This window comes from Acinetobacter sp. A1, assembly GCF_012371315.1.
Lineage (GTDB): Bacteria > Pseudomonadota > Gammaproteobacteria > Pseudomonadales > Moraxellaceae > Acinetobacter.
The window spans coordinates 34,561-50,058 of the sequence record NZ_JAAZQY010000014.1; the positions used below are offsets into that span (position 1 = coordinate 34,561).

The 15,498-nt window shown below is 42.8% G+C and carries 15 protein-coding genes; 12 read left to right on the forward strand and 3 right to left on the reverse strand.

Going from position 1 to position 15,498, the window contains the following annotated elements; genetic code table 11:
• Positions 1–36 precede the first annotated feature (36 nt).
• Together HHA41_RS06970 and HHA41_RS06975 are read right to left on the reverse strand one after the other, a co-directional pair.
• Positions 37–1,410, reverse strand: a complete 1,374-nt coding sequence (locus HHA41_RS06970; RefSeq protein WP_168461129.1) for an MFS transporter — start codon at positions 1,408–1,410, stop codon at positions 37–39.
• A 292-nt stretch (positions 1,411–1,702) separates the two neighbouring features.
• The gene (locus HHA41_RS06975; RefSeq protein WP_168461130.1) at positions 1,703–2,617 is read right to left on the reverse strand and encodes a LysR family transcriptional regulator; all 915 of its coding nucleotides are present in this window, start codon (positions 2,615–2,617) and stop codon (positions 1,703–1,705) included.
• A gap of 116 nt (positions 2,618–2,733) precedes the next feature.
• Here HHA41_RS06975 and HHA41_RS06980 point away from each other — a divergent pair, with 116 nt between their 5' ends.
• The 12 genes from HHA41_RS06980 to pcaD all read left to right on the forward strand — a co-directional run bounded on the left by HHA41_RS06980 (position 2,734) and on the right by pcaD (position 14,009).
• Complete coding sequence (locus HHA41_RS06980; RefSeq protein ID WP_168461131.1) at positions 2,734–3,843, forward strand: muconate/chloromuconate family cycloisomerase; 1,110 nt, start codon at positions 2,734–2,736, stop codon at positions 3,841–3,843.
• A gap of 13 nt (positions 3,844–3,856) precedes the next feature.
• Positions 3,857–4,147, forward strand: coding sequence for a muconolactone Delta-isomerase (gene catC / locus HHA41_RS06985; RefSeq protein WP_168418274.1), 291 nt, complete (start codon positions 3,857–3,859; stop codon positions 4,145–4,147).
• Positions 4,148–4,301: 154 nt separating this feature from the next.
• On the forward strand, positions 4,302–5,222 hold the full coding sequence (catA, locus tag HHA41_RS06990) for a catechol 1,2-dioxygenase (protein ID WP_131261935.1): 921 nt from the start codon (positions 4,302–4,304) through the stop codon (positions 5,220–5,222).
• Positions 5,223–5,296: 74 nt separating this feature from the next.
• Positions 5,297–6,685, forward strand: a complete 1,389-nt coding sequence (benA, locus tag HHA41_RS06995; RefSeq protein ID WP_131261936.1) for a benzoate 1,2-dioxygenase large subunit — start codon at positions 5,297–5,299, stop codon at positions 6,683–6,685.
• On the forward strand, positions 6,682–7,173 hold the full coding sequence (gene benB / locus HHA41_RS07000) for a benzoate 1,2-dioxygenase small subunit (RefSeq protein ID WP_131261937.1): 492 nt from the start codon (positions 6,682–6,684) through the stop codon (positions 7,171–7,173). The genes benA and benB overlap by 4 nt, the downstream gene beginning before the upstream one ends.
• A 93-nt stretch (positions 7,174–7,266) precedes the next feature.
• Complete coding sequence (benC, locus tag HHA41_RS07005) at positions 7,267–8,283, forward strand: benzoate 1,2-dioxygenase electron transfer component BenC (RefSeq protein ID WP_168461132.1); 1,017 nt, start codon at positions 7,267–7,269, stop codon at positions 8,281–8,283.
• Positions 8,284–8,321: 38 nt separating this feature from the next.
• Entirely contained in the window at positions 8,322–9,107 is a 786-nt protein-coding gene (gene benD / locus HHA41_RS07010; protein WP_168418273.1) for a benzoate diol dehydrogenase BenD, read from the forward strand.
• A gap of 59 nt (positions 9,108–9,166) precedes the next feature.
• On the forward strand, positions 9,167–10,387 hold the full coding sequence (gene benE / locus HHA41_RS07015; protein WP_168418272.1) for a benzoate/H(+) symporter BenE: 1,221 nt from the start codon (positions 9,167–9,169) through the stop codon (positions 10,385–10,387).
• A gap of 27 nt (positions 10,388–10,414) precedes the next feature.
• Positions 10,415–11,101 (forward strand): 3-oxoacid CoA-transferase subunit A, encoded by a 687-nt coding sequence (locus tag HHA41_RS07020; RefSeq protein ID WP_104851986.1) that lies wholly within the window; start codon positions 10,415–10,417, stop codon positions 11,099–11,101.
• A gap of 22 nt (positions 11,102–11,123) precedes the next feature.
• The gene (locus tag HHA41_RS07025; RefSeq protein WP_168418271.1) at positions 11,124–11,774 is read left to right on the forward strand and encodes a 3-oxoacid CoA-transferase subunit B; all 651 of its coding nucleotides are present in this window, start codon (positions 11,124–11,126) and stop codon (positions 11,772–11,774) included.
• Positions 11,775–11,950: 176 nt separating this feature from the next.
• Positions 11,951–13,156 carry a 3-oxoadipyl-CoA thiolase gene (gene pcaF, locus HHA41_RS07030; RefSeq protein WP_168461133.1) on the forward strand — a complete coding sequence of 402 codons (1,206 nt, stop codon included), beginning with the start codon at positions 11,951–11,953 and terminating at the stop codon, positions 13,154–13,156.
• Positions 13,157–13,232: 76 nt separating this feature from the next.
• Positions 13,233–14,009: a 3-oxoadipate enol-lactonase gene (gene pcaD, locus HHA41_RS07035; protein ID WP_168418269.1), complete on the forward strand. Its 777-nt coding sequence runs from the start codon at positions 13,233–13,235 to the stop codon at positions 14,007–14,009.
• A 93-nt stretch (positions 14,010–14,102) separates the two neighbouring features.
• Here pcaD and HHA41_RS07040 read toward each other — a convergent pair whose 3' ends face one another.
• Complete coding sequence (locus HHA41_RS07040) at positions 14,103–15,272, reverse strand: thiolase family protein (RefSeq protein WP_168461134.1); 1,170 nt, start codon at positions 15,270–15,272, stop codon at positions 14,103–14,105.
• Positions 15,273–15,498: the final 226 nt, after the last annotated feature.

A 15,498-nucleotide genomic window follows, 5' to 3' on the forward strand; every position in this document is an offset into this window, starting at 1 on the left:
CATTGATGACGAAAGATTAATTGAAAGGTATAGAAATTATTGGGTTGCTTTTTGTGCAATTGGATTGCTTTCTACCGCAGGCTCTGCAAGGGCTTTGGCATCTACTGAAGCTTTTAAATTCACCATGAAGATCGCTAAAGCAGCAATTACACCTGGAATCGCAATAGCAAAGAAGTTCATTTGGTGCGGTAAATTCATGGTCAATAATGCACCAGTTAAGACTGGTCCAACGATCGCACCGATACGACCAATACCTGATGCCCAGCCCATACCTGTAGAACGTACAGTAGATGGGTAATATTGTGCGACGAAAGTATAAAGCAAGATTTGTGAACCAATGGTTGCTGCCCCAGCAACTGCAATCAAGGTGTACAACACAATTTGTGGACTGTTAAAGCCAAGTAGAATTAATGCTGCTGCACCACAGATAAACATAATGGTCAGTACTTTTTTGATATGGAAGCGGTCAGCCAATGCACCACCACCAATTGCGCCAATCATGCCACCAATATTCAGTGCGAATAGGAAGATCATACTTGCGCCCAATGAATAACCCGCTTGGATCATTAATTTTGGTAACCAGCTGCCCAAAGCATAAACCATTAACAAGCACATGAAGAATGCGATCCAGAACATGAAGGTACTGAACATACGACCTTGCTGGAACAATGCTTTTACAGGTGCTTCATCGCCTTTAGTCACTTCATTCAGTACAAACTCAGTGTCACCATTTAATTGTTGGCTTGGCGAAATTTTTTGCACAATACTGCGGGTTTGCTCAATTTCTTTCTTGTTGGTCAAATACATAAGTGACTCAGGCAAGAATTTCCAAATTAACGGTAAAGCCACCAATGGAATAATTGCGATGTAGAACATGATTTTCCAGCCAAACTCTGGCACTAACCATGCACCCAACAATGCTGAAGTCATACCGCCAATGGCATAACCACTAAACATCAGCGCAACCAAAGTACTACGAATACGCTTAGGCGCATATTCTGTCATAAGGGCCACAACGTTTGGCATTACCCCGCCAATACCAAGCCCAGCAAGGAAACGTAAAATACCAAATTCGACTGGATTGCTTGCAAACGCACCTAAGAATGTAAAGCCACTGAAAATAGCCACACAAATCATGATGGTTTTTTTACGCCCCAATTTGTCAGAAAGCGTACCGAAGGTCATGGCACCAAACATCATGCCAAATAATGCGGTACTGGCCAGTAAGCCAGCTTGAACTGCACTTAAAGCCCACTCTTGCATGAGCAGCGGCAATGCAACCCCATAAATGACTAAATCATAACCGTCAAAAATAATGATCATCAGACACCAAAACAATACGCCCCAATGGAATGGCGTGAACTTGGCATCATCAATCAAGGTATTGATATTAATTTTATTGCTTTGCATCTTGCTTCACCTCCTAATTGTGAAGTCCGTTACTCCAACTCAGATGCACACAATGAATAAGAAGTTAAAATTTGTCCAAAACTGAATAGGCATGGATGCATACCTAAAAAGTCTAAGAAAATATAAGATATTGATATTTATAAGAATAAAATAGAAAGTGTATAAAAAATGCCGTCATCAGAAATAGTGAAAAAGTTTTTCTCTCTAATTCAGATGACGGCAAATACAAATAAAAAGCACAATAAATTAATGTGTGATTTAATTCTCAATCCATTGATTTAAATTAAATTTATTAGAATACACTACGGTCATAGGTCACAGCTTCCAAGTCATAGACTTGATAGATGCAGTCAAATAAAGAACGAATATCTTCACTTTCATCCATATTACGAATTGCCATAAATACAGGACTTACAGCCGAGTCATCTAATAAAGGTATAAAGTGCAAATGTGCCAAATGAATATTTTGTGCGCTTTCTGGCACGATACACACGCCCTCACCTGCAGCGACAAAACCCAATGCTAATTGTAATTCACGCACTTCACGAATTTTTCGAGGCTCTAAACCATACTCAGAAAACACGCCACGAATTTGGGTAGAGAAGTTTGGTTTATTGTGGTTTGGATATAAAAATAGTTGTTGATCAACAACATCCGCCAAATATACACCTTCTTTTTGTGCCGAAAATGGGTGGCTAGAATGCACTGCAACCATCAAGCGTTCTTCACGTAACAAGATACGTTTAACTGCAGGATCAGAAATTCTTAAACGTCCAAACCCAACATCTATACGCCCTTCTTTCAGTGCCTGAATTTGGTCATTGGTGGTCATTTCCACCATTTCTATTTTTAAATGCGGATGCTGCTGTTTAAACAAATATACAATTCTTGACAATAAACCGAACAATAAAGAACCAACAAAGCCAATAGTCACGGTACGATCAGCAATACCTACCCGTTTAGTCATCGACTTAATTTCTTCAGCATTAGACAAAAGTTTAACAGCATGCTGGTAAAAAAATTGGCCTGCTTCCGTGGTCTTAAGCGGTCTGCTACCGCGCTCAAATAGTTGAATTCCAAGCTCTTGTTCTAAATTTTGGATCTGTCTGCTCAAAGGTGGTTGAGCAATAAAGAGTTTTTCTGCTGCCTTGGTGAAACTTTGCTCTTCTACAACTGCAACAAAATAACGTAAATGTCTGAGTTCCATAGCTCAAAATACCTTTTAAGTATAAAAAAATGCAAATTTGATCTTCGACCAATGCAATTTATTCTTTTAAGGTATATCACATAACTGTAATAAAGCAATGATATGAAGGGCAAACCATGTATAAGTCAGTAGAAACTTTGCTGGTGGAAATACCAACCATCCGTCCACATAAGATGGCGGTTGCAACCATGCAAACCCAAACCCTGGTATTAGTCAAAATCACCACTGAAGATGGTTTTGTTGGCTGGGGCGAAGCGACCACAATCGGTGGCTTGGGCTATGGTGAAGAAAGCCCAGAAAGTGTGAAAACCAATATTGAAACATATTTCGCACCATTGCTAAAAACTTTAGCTGGCTTGAACGTTGCGCAAACTTTACAGATCATTAAAAAGAATATCAATGGTAACCGTTTTGCGAAATGTGCCATTCAAACTGCTTTATTAGATATTCAAGCACAACGCTTAAACCAACCTTTAAGTGAAATTTTAGGTGGTCGTCTACGCAACTCTGTTCCTGTGTTATGGGTGCTTGCATCTGGCGATACAGAAAAAGACATTGCTGAAGCGCAAAAAATGATTTCGGCAAAACGCCACAACACTTTCAAACTCAAAATCGGTTCACGCCCTGTAGAGCAAGACGTTGAACACGTATTAGCCATTAAACAAGCTTTAGGTAAAGACGTTTCTATTCGTGTAGACGTTAACCGTGCTTGGTCAGAACTTGAAGCCATTAAAGGTATCCAACTTCTACAAGATGGTGGTGTAGACCTGATTGAACAGCCATGTGCAATTGACAACATTGATGCCATGGAGCGTTTAACTCGCAAATTTGATATTGCCATCATGGCAGACGAATCATTGATGGGCCCACAAAGTGCTTATCAATTAGCGAAACGCAATGCGGCATCTGTTTTTGCAGTAAAAGTTGCACAGTCTGCTGGTCTGATTGAAGGCTGTGAAGTGGCAACGATTGCACAGTTGGCAGGTATCGACCTATATGGCGGCACCATGCTTGAAGGCCCTGTAGGCACAATTGCATCTGCACACGTGTTCTCTACCTTCCAAAATTTAGCTTATGGCACTGAATTATTTGGCCCATTGCTGCTAACAGAAGAAATTTTAAAAACTCCGCTTCAGTACCAAGACTTTGAATTACACCTTCCAACAGGTGCAGGTCTAGGCATTGAACTGGATGAAGACAAAATTGACAACTTGCGTCGTCAGTAATTAGGAGAAACCCATGCTTTTCCACGTACGTATGGATGTAAACATTCCATTGGATATGCCAGCTGAAACAGCCAACGAAATCAAAGCCGTTGAAAAAGCCTATTCACAGGAATTACAGCATCAAGGCAAGTGGCGTCATATTTGGCGTATTACTGGCCAATATTCAAACATCAGTATTTTTGATGTAGAGAGCAACGAAGAACTGCACAACATTTTACAAGGTCTTCCACTCTACCCTTACATGAATATTGAAGTGATGGCATTGAACCGCCACCCATCTTCAATTCGTGAAGATGACACCTGATACAACACAAGTACTGGAATAAGTCATTTATTCCAGCACCAAAGAAATACACATATTTAACACCAAGTAAACAAGGAATGTGGCAGCTAAATATCTCTTTATTTAAGTCCAGAGATATTCGCCACCACAGCGCACACCTCTAAGGAGTAACAAAATGGATCGTCAAACCATTGAAAATGTAGTTAAAGCTTGTAACGTGGACACTTCAGAAGGTCCAGTAAATGCACGTGTACAACAGGTACTTGTTCGTTTAGTTACAGATTTATTCCAAGCGATTGAAGACTTAGATTTAAGCCAATCAGAAGTTTGGAAAGGTATTGAAACTATCATTGATATTGCAAAAGCTGATGAGTTTGCATTGATGGGTTCTGCTGTAGGTCTTGAACACTTCCTAGACTTACGTGCTGACGAAGCTGACGCGAAAGCAGGCTTGACTGGTGGTACGCCACGTACAATTGAAGGTCCACTGTATGTTGCTGGTGCGCCTGAATCTACTGGTTTTGCTCGTATGGACGATGGTTCTGAAGAAGGCAAAATCCCTACTTTAATCATTGACGGTACAGTAACTGACACTGACGGCAACATCATTCCTGGTGCTAAAGTTGAAGTATGGCATGCAAACAGCCACGGTAACTATTCATTCTTTGATAAGTCACAAAGCCACTTCAACCTACGTCGCTCAATCTTAGCTGATGAAAAAGGTCAATATGTTGCTCAAACAACTATGCCTGTAGGTTATGGCTTAAACCCTGAAGGTCCACTTCAAGGTGTATTGAACCAAATCTCTCGTCACGGTCAACGTCCAGCACACGTGCACTACTTCATCTCTGCACCTGGCTACCGTAAGCTTACGACTCAGTTCAACATCGAAGGTGATAAATACCTTTGGGACGACTTCGCATTCGGTACTCGTGAAGGTCTAGTTGCTGAAGCTGTAGACGTAACTGACGAAGCTGAAATCGCACGTCGTGGTTTGAAAGGTCCTTTCAAATACATCCAATTCAACGTTGTTCTTCAGAAAGATAAAGAAGGCGCTCCTTCTACTGAAGTTGAACGTCGCCGCGCAAGCGCATAATTTGAATGGAATCGGGATGCAATCATTAGATTCATCCCGATGACTTCCCCTCCTTGGAAAGTCGGAGAAAGGACATGCCTCGTATTCCTGTAATTAACACCAGCCACTTAGACCGCATTGATGAGCTATTGGTTGATGATTTTGAATCTGGTGAATTTAAACTACACCGTTCAGTATTCACAGACCAAGCCCTGTTTGACCTAGAAATGAAATACATTTTTGAAGGCAACTGGGTTTATTTGGCACACGAAAGCCAAATTCCAAACAACAATGACTACTACACCACTTACATTGGCCGTCAGCCAATCATCATTGCACGTAACCGCAATGGCGAATTAAATGCCATGATCAATGCGTGTTCACACCGTGGTGCACAGTTATGTCGTTACAAGCGTGGTAACAAAGCAACTTATACTTGCCCATTCCACGGTTGGACTTTCAACAACTCTGGTAAGTTGTTAAAAGTGAAAGACCCTGCCGATGCGGGTTATTCAGATTGCTTCAACAAAGACGGTTCACACGACTTGAAAAAAGTTGCCCGTTTTGAAAGCTATAAAGGTTTCTTGTTTGGTAGCTTAAACCCAGATGTTCCTTCTTTAGAAGAATACCTAGGTGAAGCAACTAAAATCATTGACATGATTGTAGGTCAATCACAACAAGGTCTTGAAGTTTTACGTGGTTCTTCAACTTACACCTATGAAGGTAACTGGAAGTTAACTGCTGAAAACGGTGCCGATGGTTACCACGTGTCAGCAGTACACTGGAACTACGCTGCAACAACTCAGCAACGTAAAGAAAAAGAAGCTGGTGACAACATTCGTGCTATGAGCGCAGGTTCATGGGGCAAACAAGGCGGTGGTTCTTACGGCTTTGAAAATGGTCACATGCTACTTTGGACACAATGGGCTAACCCAGAAGACCGTCCTAACTTTGCCAAGAAAGATGAATACACCGAGCAATACGGTGAAGCGATGGCGAAATGGATGATCGAACGTTCACGTAACTTGTGTCTATATCCAAACGTGTACTTCATGGATCAGTTCGGTTCACAAATTCGTGTGTTACGTCCGCTGTCTGTAGATAAGACTGAAGTGACTATTTACTGTATCGCACCTGTGGGTGAAGAGCCAGAAGCACGCGCACGCCGTATCCGTCAATACGAAGATTTCTTTAACGCATCAGGTATGGCAACCCCAGACGATCTTGAAGAATTCCGTGCATGTCAAGCAGGTTACGCAGGTATCGCACTTGAGTGGAACGATATGTGCCGTGGCTCTAAGCACTGGATCCAAGGTCCAGACGATGCAGCCAACGAAATTGGTTTAAAACCAAAACTTTCTGGTATTAAAACTGAAGACGAAGGTTTATACCTTGCTCAGCACCAACACTGGTTAGAACTCATCAAACAAGGCATCGCAACTGAAAAAGAAATTGCGGCATCTACTGAAGGAGAAAACGCATGAGCGACATCACTTTAGAAAAAGTTGCACAGTTCCTTTATCAAGAAGCTCGCTTTTTAGATGATGAGCAATGGGATGAGTGGTTACAGTGCTACGCTCCTACTGCTTCTTTCTGGATGCCAGCTTGGGATGACGATGACCAATTAACTACAGATCCACAGTCTGAAATCTCTTTGATTTACTACCCAGACCGTCAAGGTTTGGAAGACCGTGTGTTCCGTATCAAAACTGAACGTTCGTCTGCAACCATGCCAGACACACGTACGAGCCACAACATCAACAACATTGAAATTGTTGAACGTGATGGCGATAAAGTGACTGTACGTTTTAACTGGAACACCTTGAGTTTCCGTTACAAAACAAACTACAGCTACTTTGGTATGTCACGCTACGAAATCGACTTTTCTGGCGACAAACCACAAATTTTAAGCAAGTACGTGGTGCTGAAAAACGATTACATCAACCAAGTAATCGACATTTATCACCTCTAAGACTGTATTGATTTACAGCTAGGTAAACCTTTCAGCCAGATGGAATTTTGGCTGAAAGGTCAAGTTTTAAAGATTTCTATAGGATATTCAGCCATGTCAAACCACAATGTTGCACTTCAATTTGAAGATGGCGTTACACGTTTTATTTCTGTTACAGATGGTGAAACACTGTCAGACGCAGCTTACCGTCAAAAGATCAATATTCCTTTGGACTGCCGTGACGGTGCATGTGGAACGTGCCGTGCGTTTTGTGAATCAGGTTCGTATGACATGCCTGAAGAAACTTATATTGAAGATGCATTGACACCAGAAGAAGCTGAACAAGGCTATATTCTTGCATGCCAATGTAAACCAACTTCAGACGCAGTATTCCAAATTCAAGCCACTTCTGATGTATGTAAAACTGAAATTCATGCATTTGAAGGTACATTGGCACGTGTTGAAAACTTATCTGACTCGACTATTACCTTTGATATTCAGTTAGATGAAGGTCAACCAGACATTCACTTCCTTGCAGGTCAATATGTGAATGTGGGTATTCCTGGTACAACAGAAACTCGTTCGTATTCTTTCAGCTCTAAGCCTGGTAACCGCTTAACTGGCTTTGTGGTACGTAACGTACCAAACGGAAAAATGAGCGAATTCTTAAGCCAAAACGCTAAAGCTGGCGACAAAATGACCTTTACTGGTCCATTTGGTAGCTTCTACCTACGTAATGTAGCACGCCCTGTGGTGATGTTAGCGGGTGGTACAGGTATTGCGCCATTTATGTCTATGCTGCAAGTGCTTGAAGAAAAAGGTTCTGAGCACCCTGTACGTTTAGTCTTTGGTGTGACCAATGACTTTGACTTAGTCGCAATTGAAAAATTAAACGAACTACAAGAAAAATTCTCTTGGTTCGAGTATCGCACTGTAGTGGCAAATCCAGAATCTGCACATGAGCGTAAAGGTTACGTGACTGGCCATATCGAAAACGAATGGCTCAACGGTGGTAATGTAGACATCTACCTATGTGGTCCAGTGCCAATGGTAGAAGCGGTACGTGGCTGGTTAGATGCAGAAGGTGTTAAACCTGCAAGCTTCCTATTTGAAAAATTCTCTGCCAACTAAGTTTGTTAGACAGTCTAGAAACATAGTCGGAGAATACAATGAATCGCTCAAAAAGATTTGAAAACAAAGTTGTAATCGTGACTGGTGCCGCTCAAGGCATTGGTCGCGGTGTGGCTTTACAAGTGGCTAGCGAAGGCGCACAAGTAGTCATGGCTGACCTTTCTCCTTATGTAGAAGAAGTGTTGGCTGAAATTGAAGAGCTTGGTGGCGATGCTGTTACTGTAAAAGCCAATCTTGAAACTTTTGCAGGCGCAGAATCTGTTGTTGCAAAAGCACTCGATACCTATGGCCGTGTCGATGTACTCATCAACAACGTCGGTGGTGCAATCTGGATGAAACCTTTCCAAGAATTTTCTGAAGAAGAAATTATCAAGGAAGTGAATCGTTCATTGTTCCCAACCCTATGGTGCTGCCGTGCCGTGTTGCCAGAAATGATTAAGAGTCAAAAAGGTACGATTGTAAACGTATCTTCTATTGCAACACGTGGTATTAACCGTGTGCCGTATTCGGCTTCAAAAGGTGGTGTGAATGGCTTAACAGCTTCTCTTGCCTTTGAACACGCCAAAGACGGTATTCGCGTCAATGCAATTGCCACAGGCGGCACTGAAGCACCACCACGCAAAGTACCACGTAATGCCAACCCGCTTTCTGAATCAGAACAAGCGTGGATGCAAGAAGTGGTAGATCAAACAATTGATCGTACTTTCTTGGGTCGTTACGGCACTATTCAGGAACAAGTGAATGCTATTTTATTCCTTGCTTCTGATGAATCATCGTACATGACAGGTACGGTTGTACCTGTAGGTGGTGGTGATCAGGGTTAAGCCAAGATCATGACCAACTTTAACAGGATCATTGCTTGATGCAAGGAGGCAAATATTCAATGAGTCACCTGTTCCAAACTTTAAAAAATGACTGGTCAATTTCAGCCACTGTTGCAGGATTCTTAGCAGTGCTGATCTCCTATTCGGGGCCATTGATCATCTTTTTTCAGGCAGCACAGCAAGCCCAAGTTTCCCCAGACATGATGATCTCATGGATTTGGGGAATTTCTATTGGTGCTGCAGTCGCAGGTATCTTTTTATCAATTAAGTATAAAGTACCTGTGGTGACCGCTTGGTCTGCACCGGGTACAGCCTTACTGGTAACGCTGTTTCCAGATATTTCTTTAAATGAAGCCGTTGCTGCTTACATCACCTCTGCCGTGGTGATTTTTTTGATTGGAATTACAGGTTATTTTGACAAACTTTTGTCATGGATTCCCAAAGAAGTTGCCGCAGGCATGATGGCGGGAATTTTGGTGCAGTTTGGTTTAGGTTTATTTACTGCAAGCGACAGCATGCCCTATATTGTATTTGGCATGTTGGCAGTATTTTTACTGGCGAAACGTTTCAGTCCTCGCTATGCAATGATTTGGGTATTGGCAGCAGGAATTGTACTGAGCTTAATGTTTGGTCAAATCAACCCAGTCAATACCAATTTTAGTTTGGCAATTCCACAGTTTATTGCGCCTGAATGGACATGGAATTCTACGCTTAACCTTGCATTACCTTTGATTTTAGTCAGCCTGTCTGGACAGTTTTTACCAGGTATGGCAATTATGAAAATCAGCGGTTATGACATGCCAGCCAAACCGATCATCAGCGCGACCAGTATTGCTTCGCTTGCGGTGGCGTGTGTGGGAGGAATTACCATTGTACTTGCCTCAATTACTGCAGCATTATGCTTAGGTAAAGATGCACATGAACTGAAAGAAAAGCGCTATATCGCAGGTGTGGCAAACGGTATTTTCTATATTTTAGGTGGGTTATTTGCAGGCAGCATCGTCATGCTATTCAGCTTATTGCCCAAAGAACTGATTGCAGCTTTGGCGGGTCTGGCACTGTTAGGTGCTATTGCCACCAATATTTCCGTTGCAATGGGTCAGGAATCACAACGTGATGCAGCCCTCATCACCTTTTTAGCAACCGCCTCTGGCATGCAGTTTTTAGGGCTAAGTTCTGTATTTTGGGGGATCTGTATTGGTTTGATCGCTCATTTGGTTTTAACCAAACGTGACAACTCAGCAGCGCCCCTACCTTCAACTCAAAGTTCCAAAAGTTAATGGACAGGCAATTGTCTAGGACACATTATGATTGATAAAAGTCAAACTTCTTTAACAGAAGTTCTTTCGCAAATTAAAGATGGTTCAACCATCATGATTGGTGGTTTTGGTACCGCAGGTCAACCAGCGGAACTCATTGATGGTTTGATTGAACTTGGCATCAAAGATTTAATTATTGTGAACAACAACGCAGGTAATGGCGACTACGGTTTAGCTAAATTACTGAAAGCGGGTGCAGTACGTAAAATCATCTGTTCATTCCCACGTCAGTCTGACTCTTGGGTGTTTGATGAGTTGTATCGTGCAGGCAAAATCGAACTTGAACTTGTGCCACAAGGTAACTTGGCATGCCGTATTCAGGCTGCTGGTATGGGCTTAGGGCCAATCTACACCCCTACAGGTTTTGGTACGTTGCTTGCAGAAGGCAAACCAACCCTAAATTATGAAGGTAAAGATTACGTTCTTGAAAACCCAATTCGTGCGGACTTTGCTTTAATTAAAGCACAGCAAGGCGACCGTTGGGGCAACTTGGTGTACCGCAAATCTGCACGTAACTTTGGCCCAATCATGGCTATGGCGGCAGATGTGACCATTGCGCAAGTTTCTGAAGTGGTAGAGTTGGGTGCGTTAGACCCTGAACACATTATCACCCCAGGTATTTTTGTTCAGCACGTTGTTGCCGTTGGCGCAAAACAACCTGAACAATCTGCATAACTGTCACGTGAAGGAGAACATCATGAGCTATACCAAATTAACACGTGATCAAATTGCTGAACGTGTGGCGCAAGACATTCCAGACGGTGCTTATGTCAACCTTGGCATTGGCTTACCAACTAAAATTTCTAACTACCTGCCTTCAGACAAAGACGTATTCTTACATTCTGAAAATGGTTTATTGGCATTTGGTCCACCACCACCTGCAGGCGAAGAAGACCCTGAACTGATCAACGCGGGTAAAGAGTTCGTCACCATGCTCACAGGCGGTTCATTCTTCCATCATGGTGACTCATTTGCCATGATGCGTGGTGGTCACTTAGACATCGCAGTACTAGGTGCATTCCAAGTCGCTGAAAATGGCGACTTAGCAAACTGGCACACTGGCGCGCCAGATGCCATTCCTGCCGTAGGTGGTGCAATGGACTTGGCCGTTGGTGCGAAAAAAGTCTTTATTACGACTGACCACGTGACCAAAAAAGGCGAAGCTAAAATTGTGGCTGAACTGACTTATCCTGCTACAGGTTTAAAATGTGTAGACCGCATTTACACAGACTTGTGTGTGATTGACGTGACAGATGAAGGCATGAAAGTGATTGAGAAAGTTGAAGGCTTAAGCTTTGAAGAGCTGCAATCTTTAACTGGCGCTAAACTGATTGATGCGACTCAATGAGTATAAATAGACAGACATCGCTATTTTAAACGACGCATTGAATAGAGATTGAACGTTCCTTCTCTTGCGCCATATATGGCTCAGGGCGAAGGTTAGGATGAAGGGAATTTCCAAACATCCTCTCCCTAACCCTCTCCTTCAAAGGAGAGGGAACTTTATAAAGAAGAGAATACTCCATGAAAAACGCATATATCGTTGATGCCATCCGTACCCCATTTGGACGTTATGCAGGTGGTTTAGCACCTGTACGTGCAGATGACTTAGGCGCTCTCCCAATCAAAGCCCTCATGCAACGCAACCCATCTGTAAATTGGGAACTGGTTGATGACGTGATTTACGGCTGTGCCAACCAAGCTGGTGAAGATAACCGTAACGTAGGTCGTATGTCTGCACTTTTGGCAGGTTTACCGTACCAAGTGCCTGCAACCACAGTGAACCGTTTATGTGGCTCATCGCTAGACGCAATTGCGATGGCTGCACGTGCAATTAAAGCAGGTGAAGCCAACTTAATTATTGCAGGTGGTGTTGAATCAATGAGCCGTGCACCATTTGTAATGGGCAAATCAGAATCTGCTTATGGTCGTAGTCAAAAAATTGAAGACACCACTATGGGCTGGCGTTTCATTAACCCAAAACTTAAAGAAATGTACGGCGTAGAAACTATGCCGCAAACCGCTGAAAATGTAGCGGAACAGTTCAATATTAACCGTGCCGATCAAGACTTGTTTGCTTTAACCAGTCAACAACGTACAGCAGCTGCACAAGCACGTGGTTTCTTTGATAAAGAAATTATTGCAGTGGAAATTCCACAACGTAAAGGTGAACCTGTAGTTGTGTCTGCAGACGAGCACCCACGTGCATCAACCACAGCAGAAGCTTTGGCAAAATTGAAGCCTGTAGTAAAAGCTGAAGGTACTGTTACTGCGGGTAATGCTTCAGGCATTAACGATGGTGCCGCTGCCCTACTGATTGCATCTGAAGAAGCGGTAGCACAACACGGTTTAAAACCACGTGCCAAAATTATTGGTTCGACTGTTGTGGGTGTTGAACCACGCATTATGGGCTTTGGTCCTGCGCCTGCCATTAAAAAATTATTGGCACAAACAGGTTTGACCATTGAACAGATGGACGTGATTGAACTGAACGAAGCCTTTGCTGCTCAGGCGTTGGCTTGTACCCGTGATTTAGGTATTGAAGATGGTTCAGAAAAAGTCAATCCAAACGGTGGCGCAATTGCTCTAGGTCACCCATTAGGTGCATCAGGTGCGCGTCTGGTGACGACTGCACTGAACCAACTTGAACAAACAGGCGGTAAATACGGTCTATGTTCAATGTGTATTGGTGTCGGTCAAGGTATTGCTTTGATCATTGAACGTGTTTAATCGCTGAATGCTCTTTCCTCCCTCCTTGATTCAAGGAGGGATCGAGAGAGGATTAAAAAAGCCTAGGATATAAAAAATGCCAACATTTACATCAAATGATGCACAAATCAATTACCAAACTTTTGGTGATGCTGCAAAACCTGCACTGATTTTTTCAAACTCGCTCGGAACCAACTTCAAAATGTGGCAAGCACAGATTGATTTTTTCCAGCAAGATTTCTTTGTGATTTGTTATGACACCCGTGGTCATGGTGCTTCATCTGCGCCACAAGGGCCATATAGCATTGATCAATTGGGTCAAGACGTTGTAAATCTACTTGACCACTTGAATATTGAAAAAGCGGCTTTCTGTGGTATTTCCATGGGTGGTTTGACAGGTCAATGGTTAGCGATTCATCGTCCAGAGCGCTTTAATCAGGTGGTGGTGTGTAATACTGCAGCAAAAATTGGTCAGGAACAGGCTTGGAATGACCGTGCTGCATTGGTACGTGAACAAGGTCTGCAACCGATTGCATCTACTGCAGCATCACGCTGGTTTACTGAACCCTTTATCCAAAGCAACGCGACAGTGGTCAACAATCTTCAAAACGACTTGGCAGCTGGCAGCGCCGAAGGTTATGCGAGCTGTTGCGAAGCTTTGGCTAAAGCGGATGTACGCGAACAACTCAAAGACATTACTGTGCCTGTTTTAGTGGTTGCTGGTCAGCAAGACCCTGTCACTACAGTTGCAGATGGTCAGTTTATGGTTGAACGTATTACCAACAGCCAATTGTTTGAAATCAATGCATCGCACATTTCTAATGTGGAATTGCCAAATGAATTTAACCAAGCGGTGAAGCAATTTATCCAATAATTGCCACTTTAAAAAATATAGATTATTCAAAATAGAGCTCTTTCGAGAGCTCTATTTTTTTATAGAGGAATACGCAAATTAGACAGACTGGGCTTAAACTAGCTCCACAGCAATTGCTGTTGCTTCACCGCCACCAATACACAATGACGCAATGCCTTTTTTCGCACCAATTCGTTTAAGTGCATGAATGAGCGTCACAATAATACGTGAGCCTGAAGAACCCAAAGGATGCCCTAAAGCACACGCTCCGCCCTGAATATTCACTTTAGCAGGGTCTAAATCGAAGGCATCTATTGCCAACATCGTCACCATGGCAAAGGCTTCGTTAATTTCCCATAAGTCTACATCTGCAACAGACCAACCTGCTTTATCTAGCACTTTTTGAATCGCGCCTACAGGAGCAATGGTAAACTCAGAGGGATGCTGTGAATTAGTCGCGTATGCCACAACCTTCGCCAATGGCTGCAATCCACGTTCTGCTGCAACTGTATCTGAGGTAATGACTAACGCGGATGCACCGTCTGAAATTGAACTGGCATTGGCGGCTGTAATCGTGCCATCTTTTTTAAATGCAGGACGTAAACTGGCAATTTTATCGACCTTAGCATTTAAAGGCTGCTCATCCTGATCAATTACTACCTCACCCTTACGGCTTGTTACGGTCACAGGTACAATTTCATTTTTAAAATAACCGTTTTGAATCGCATCTACCGCACGATTTAAAGAGCGAATGGCATATTCATCTTGTTGTTCACGGGTGTAATTTTTCTTGTCTGCCATTTCTTGCGCCAATACACCCATCGACAAGCCTGTTTCAGCATCTTCTAAACCTTCCTGAAACATGTGGTCTGTGACTTTGCCATGCCCCATGCGAAAGCCCGCACGTGCTTTATCTAACAAATACGGCGCATTTGACATAGACTCCATACCACCTGCAACCACAATTTGCGCTGAACCCGCCTGAATTGCATCTGCAGCCTGCATCACCGCTTTCATCCCAGAACCACAAATTTTATTGATGGTGGTTGCACCTGTGCTGTCGGGTAAACCTGCCTGACGCATCGCCTGACGCGCAGGCCCTTGTTTTAAACCTGCTGGCAGTACACAACCAAAAATTACTTCATCAATATCTGTTGCACATAAGCCTGAACGGGCAACCGCTTGCTGAATCGCGACAGCGCCTAAATCGGGTGCAGTACAACTGGCCAATGAACCTTGAAATCCGCCCATTGCGGTACGTACAGCATCTACAATGACAATCATTTTTTATTCCCTTATTACCGTCTTTTTAAGTTCTTCGCGTAAAAGCCACACTTTAATTCGCTTTTAATAACATCCCTGTGGGTTTCAAAGTAAATCACGTTAAATGTAAATCAAAAGATCAACTGATATTCAGGCAAATGGCTGAATTATGAGCTTGATTAGCGTTTAGCTTTTACTGCTACTCCCAGAAAAATAGAATAAAACGTTATAGAATCCAATTTTATTT

Coding starts and splice junctions, on each gene's coding strand:
- HHA41_RS06970 (WP_168461129.1), bottom strand. CDS start 1,410: ATGCAAAGCAATAAAATTAATATCAATACCTTGATTGATGATGCCAAG.
- HHA41_RS06975 (WP_168461130.1), bottom strand. CDS start 2,617: ATGGAACTCAGACATTTACGTTATTTTGTTGCAGTTGTAGAAGAGCAA.
- HHA41_RS06980 (WP_168461131.1), top strand. CDS start 2,734: ATGTATAAGTCAGTAGAAACTTTGCTGGTGGAAATACCAACCATCCGT.
- catC (WP_168418274.1), top strand. CDS start 3,857: ATGCTTTTCCACGTACGTATGGATGTAAACATTCCATTGGATATGCCA.
- catA (WP_131261935.1), top strand. CDS start 4,302: ATGGATCGTCAAACCATTGAAAATGTAGTTAAAGCTTGTAACGTGGAC.
- benA (WP_131261936.1), top strand. CDS start 5,297: ATGCCTCGTATTCCTGTAATTAACACCAGCCACTTAGACCGCATTGAT.
- benB (WP_131261937.1), top strand. CDS start 6,682: ATGAGCGACATCACTTTAGAAAAAGTTGCACAGTTCCTTTATCAAGAA.
- benC (WP_168461132.1), top strand. CDS start 7,267: ATGTCAAACCACAATGTTGCACTTCAATTTGAAGATGGCGTTACACGT.
- benD (WP_168418273.1), top strand. CDS start 8,322: ATGAATCGCTCAAAAAGATTTGAAAACAAAGTTGTAATCGTGACTGGT.
- benE (WP_168418272.1), top strand. CDS start 9,167: ATGAGTCACCTGTTCCAAACTTTAAAAAATGACTGGTCAATTTCAGCC.
- HHA41_RS07020 (WP_104851986.1), top strand. CDS start 10,415: ATGATTGATAAAAGTCAAACTTCTTTAACAGAAGTTCTTTCGCAAATT.
- HHA41_RS07025 (WP_168418271.1), top strand. CDS start 11,124: ATGAGCTATACCAAATTAACACGTGATCAAATTGCTGAACGTGTGGCG.
- pcaF (WP_168461133.1), top strand. CDS start 11,951: ATGAAAAACGCATATATCGTTGATGCCATCCGTACCCCATTTGGACGT.
- pcaD (WP_168418269.1), top strand. CDS start 13,233: ATGCCAACATTTACATCAAATGATGCACAAATCAATTACCAAACTTTT.
- HHA41_RS07040 (WP_168461134.1), bottom strand. CDS start 15,272: ATGATTGTCATTGTAGATGCTGTACGTACCGCAATGGGCGGATTTCAA.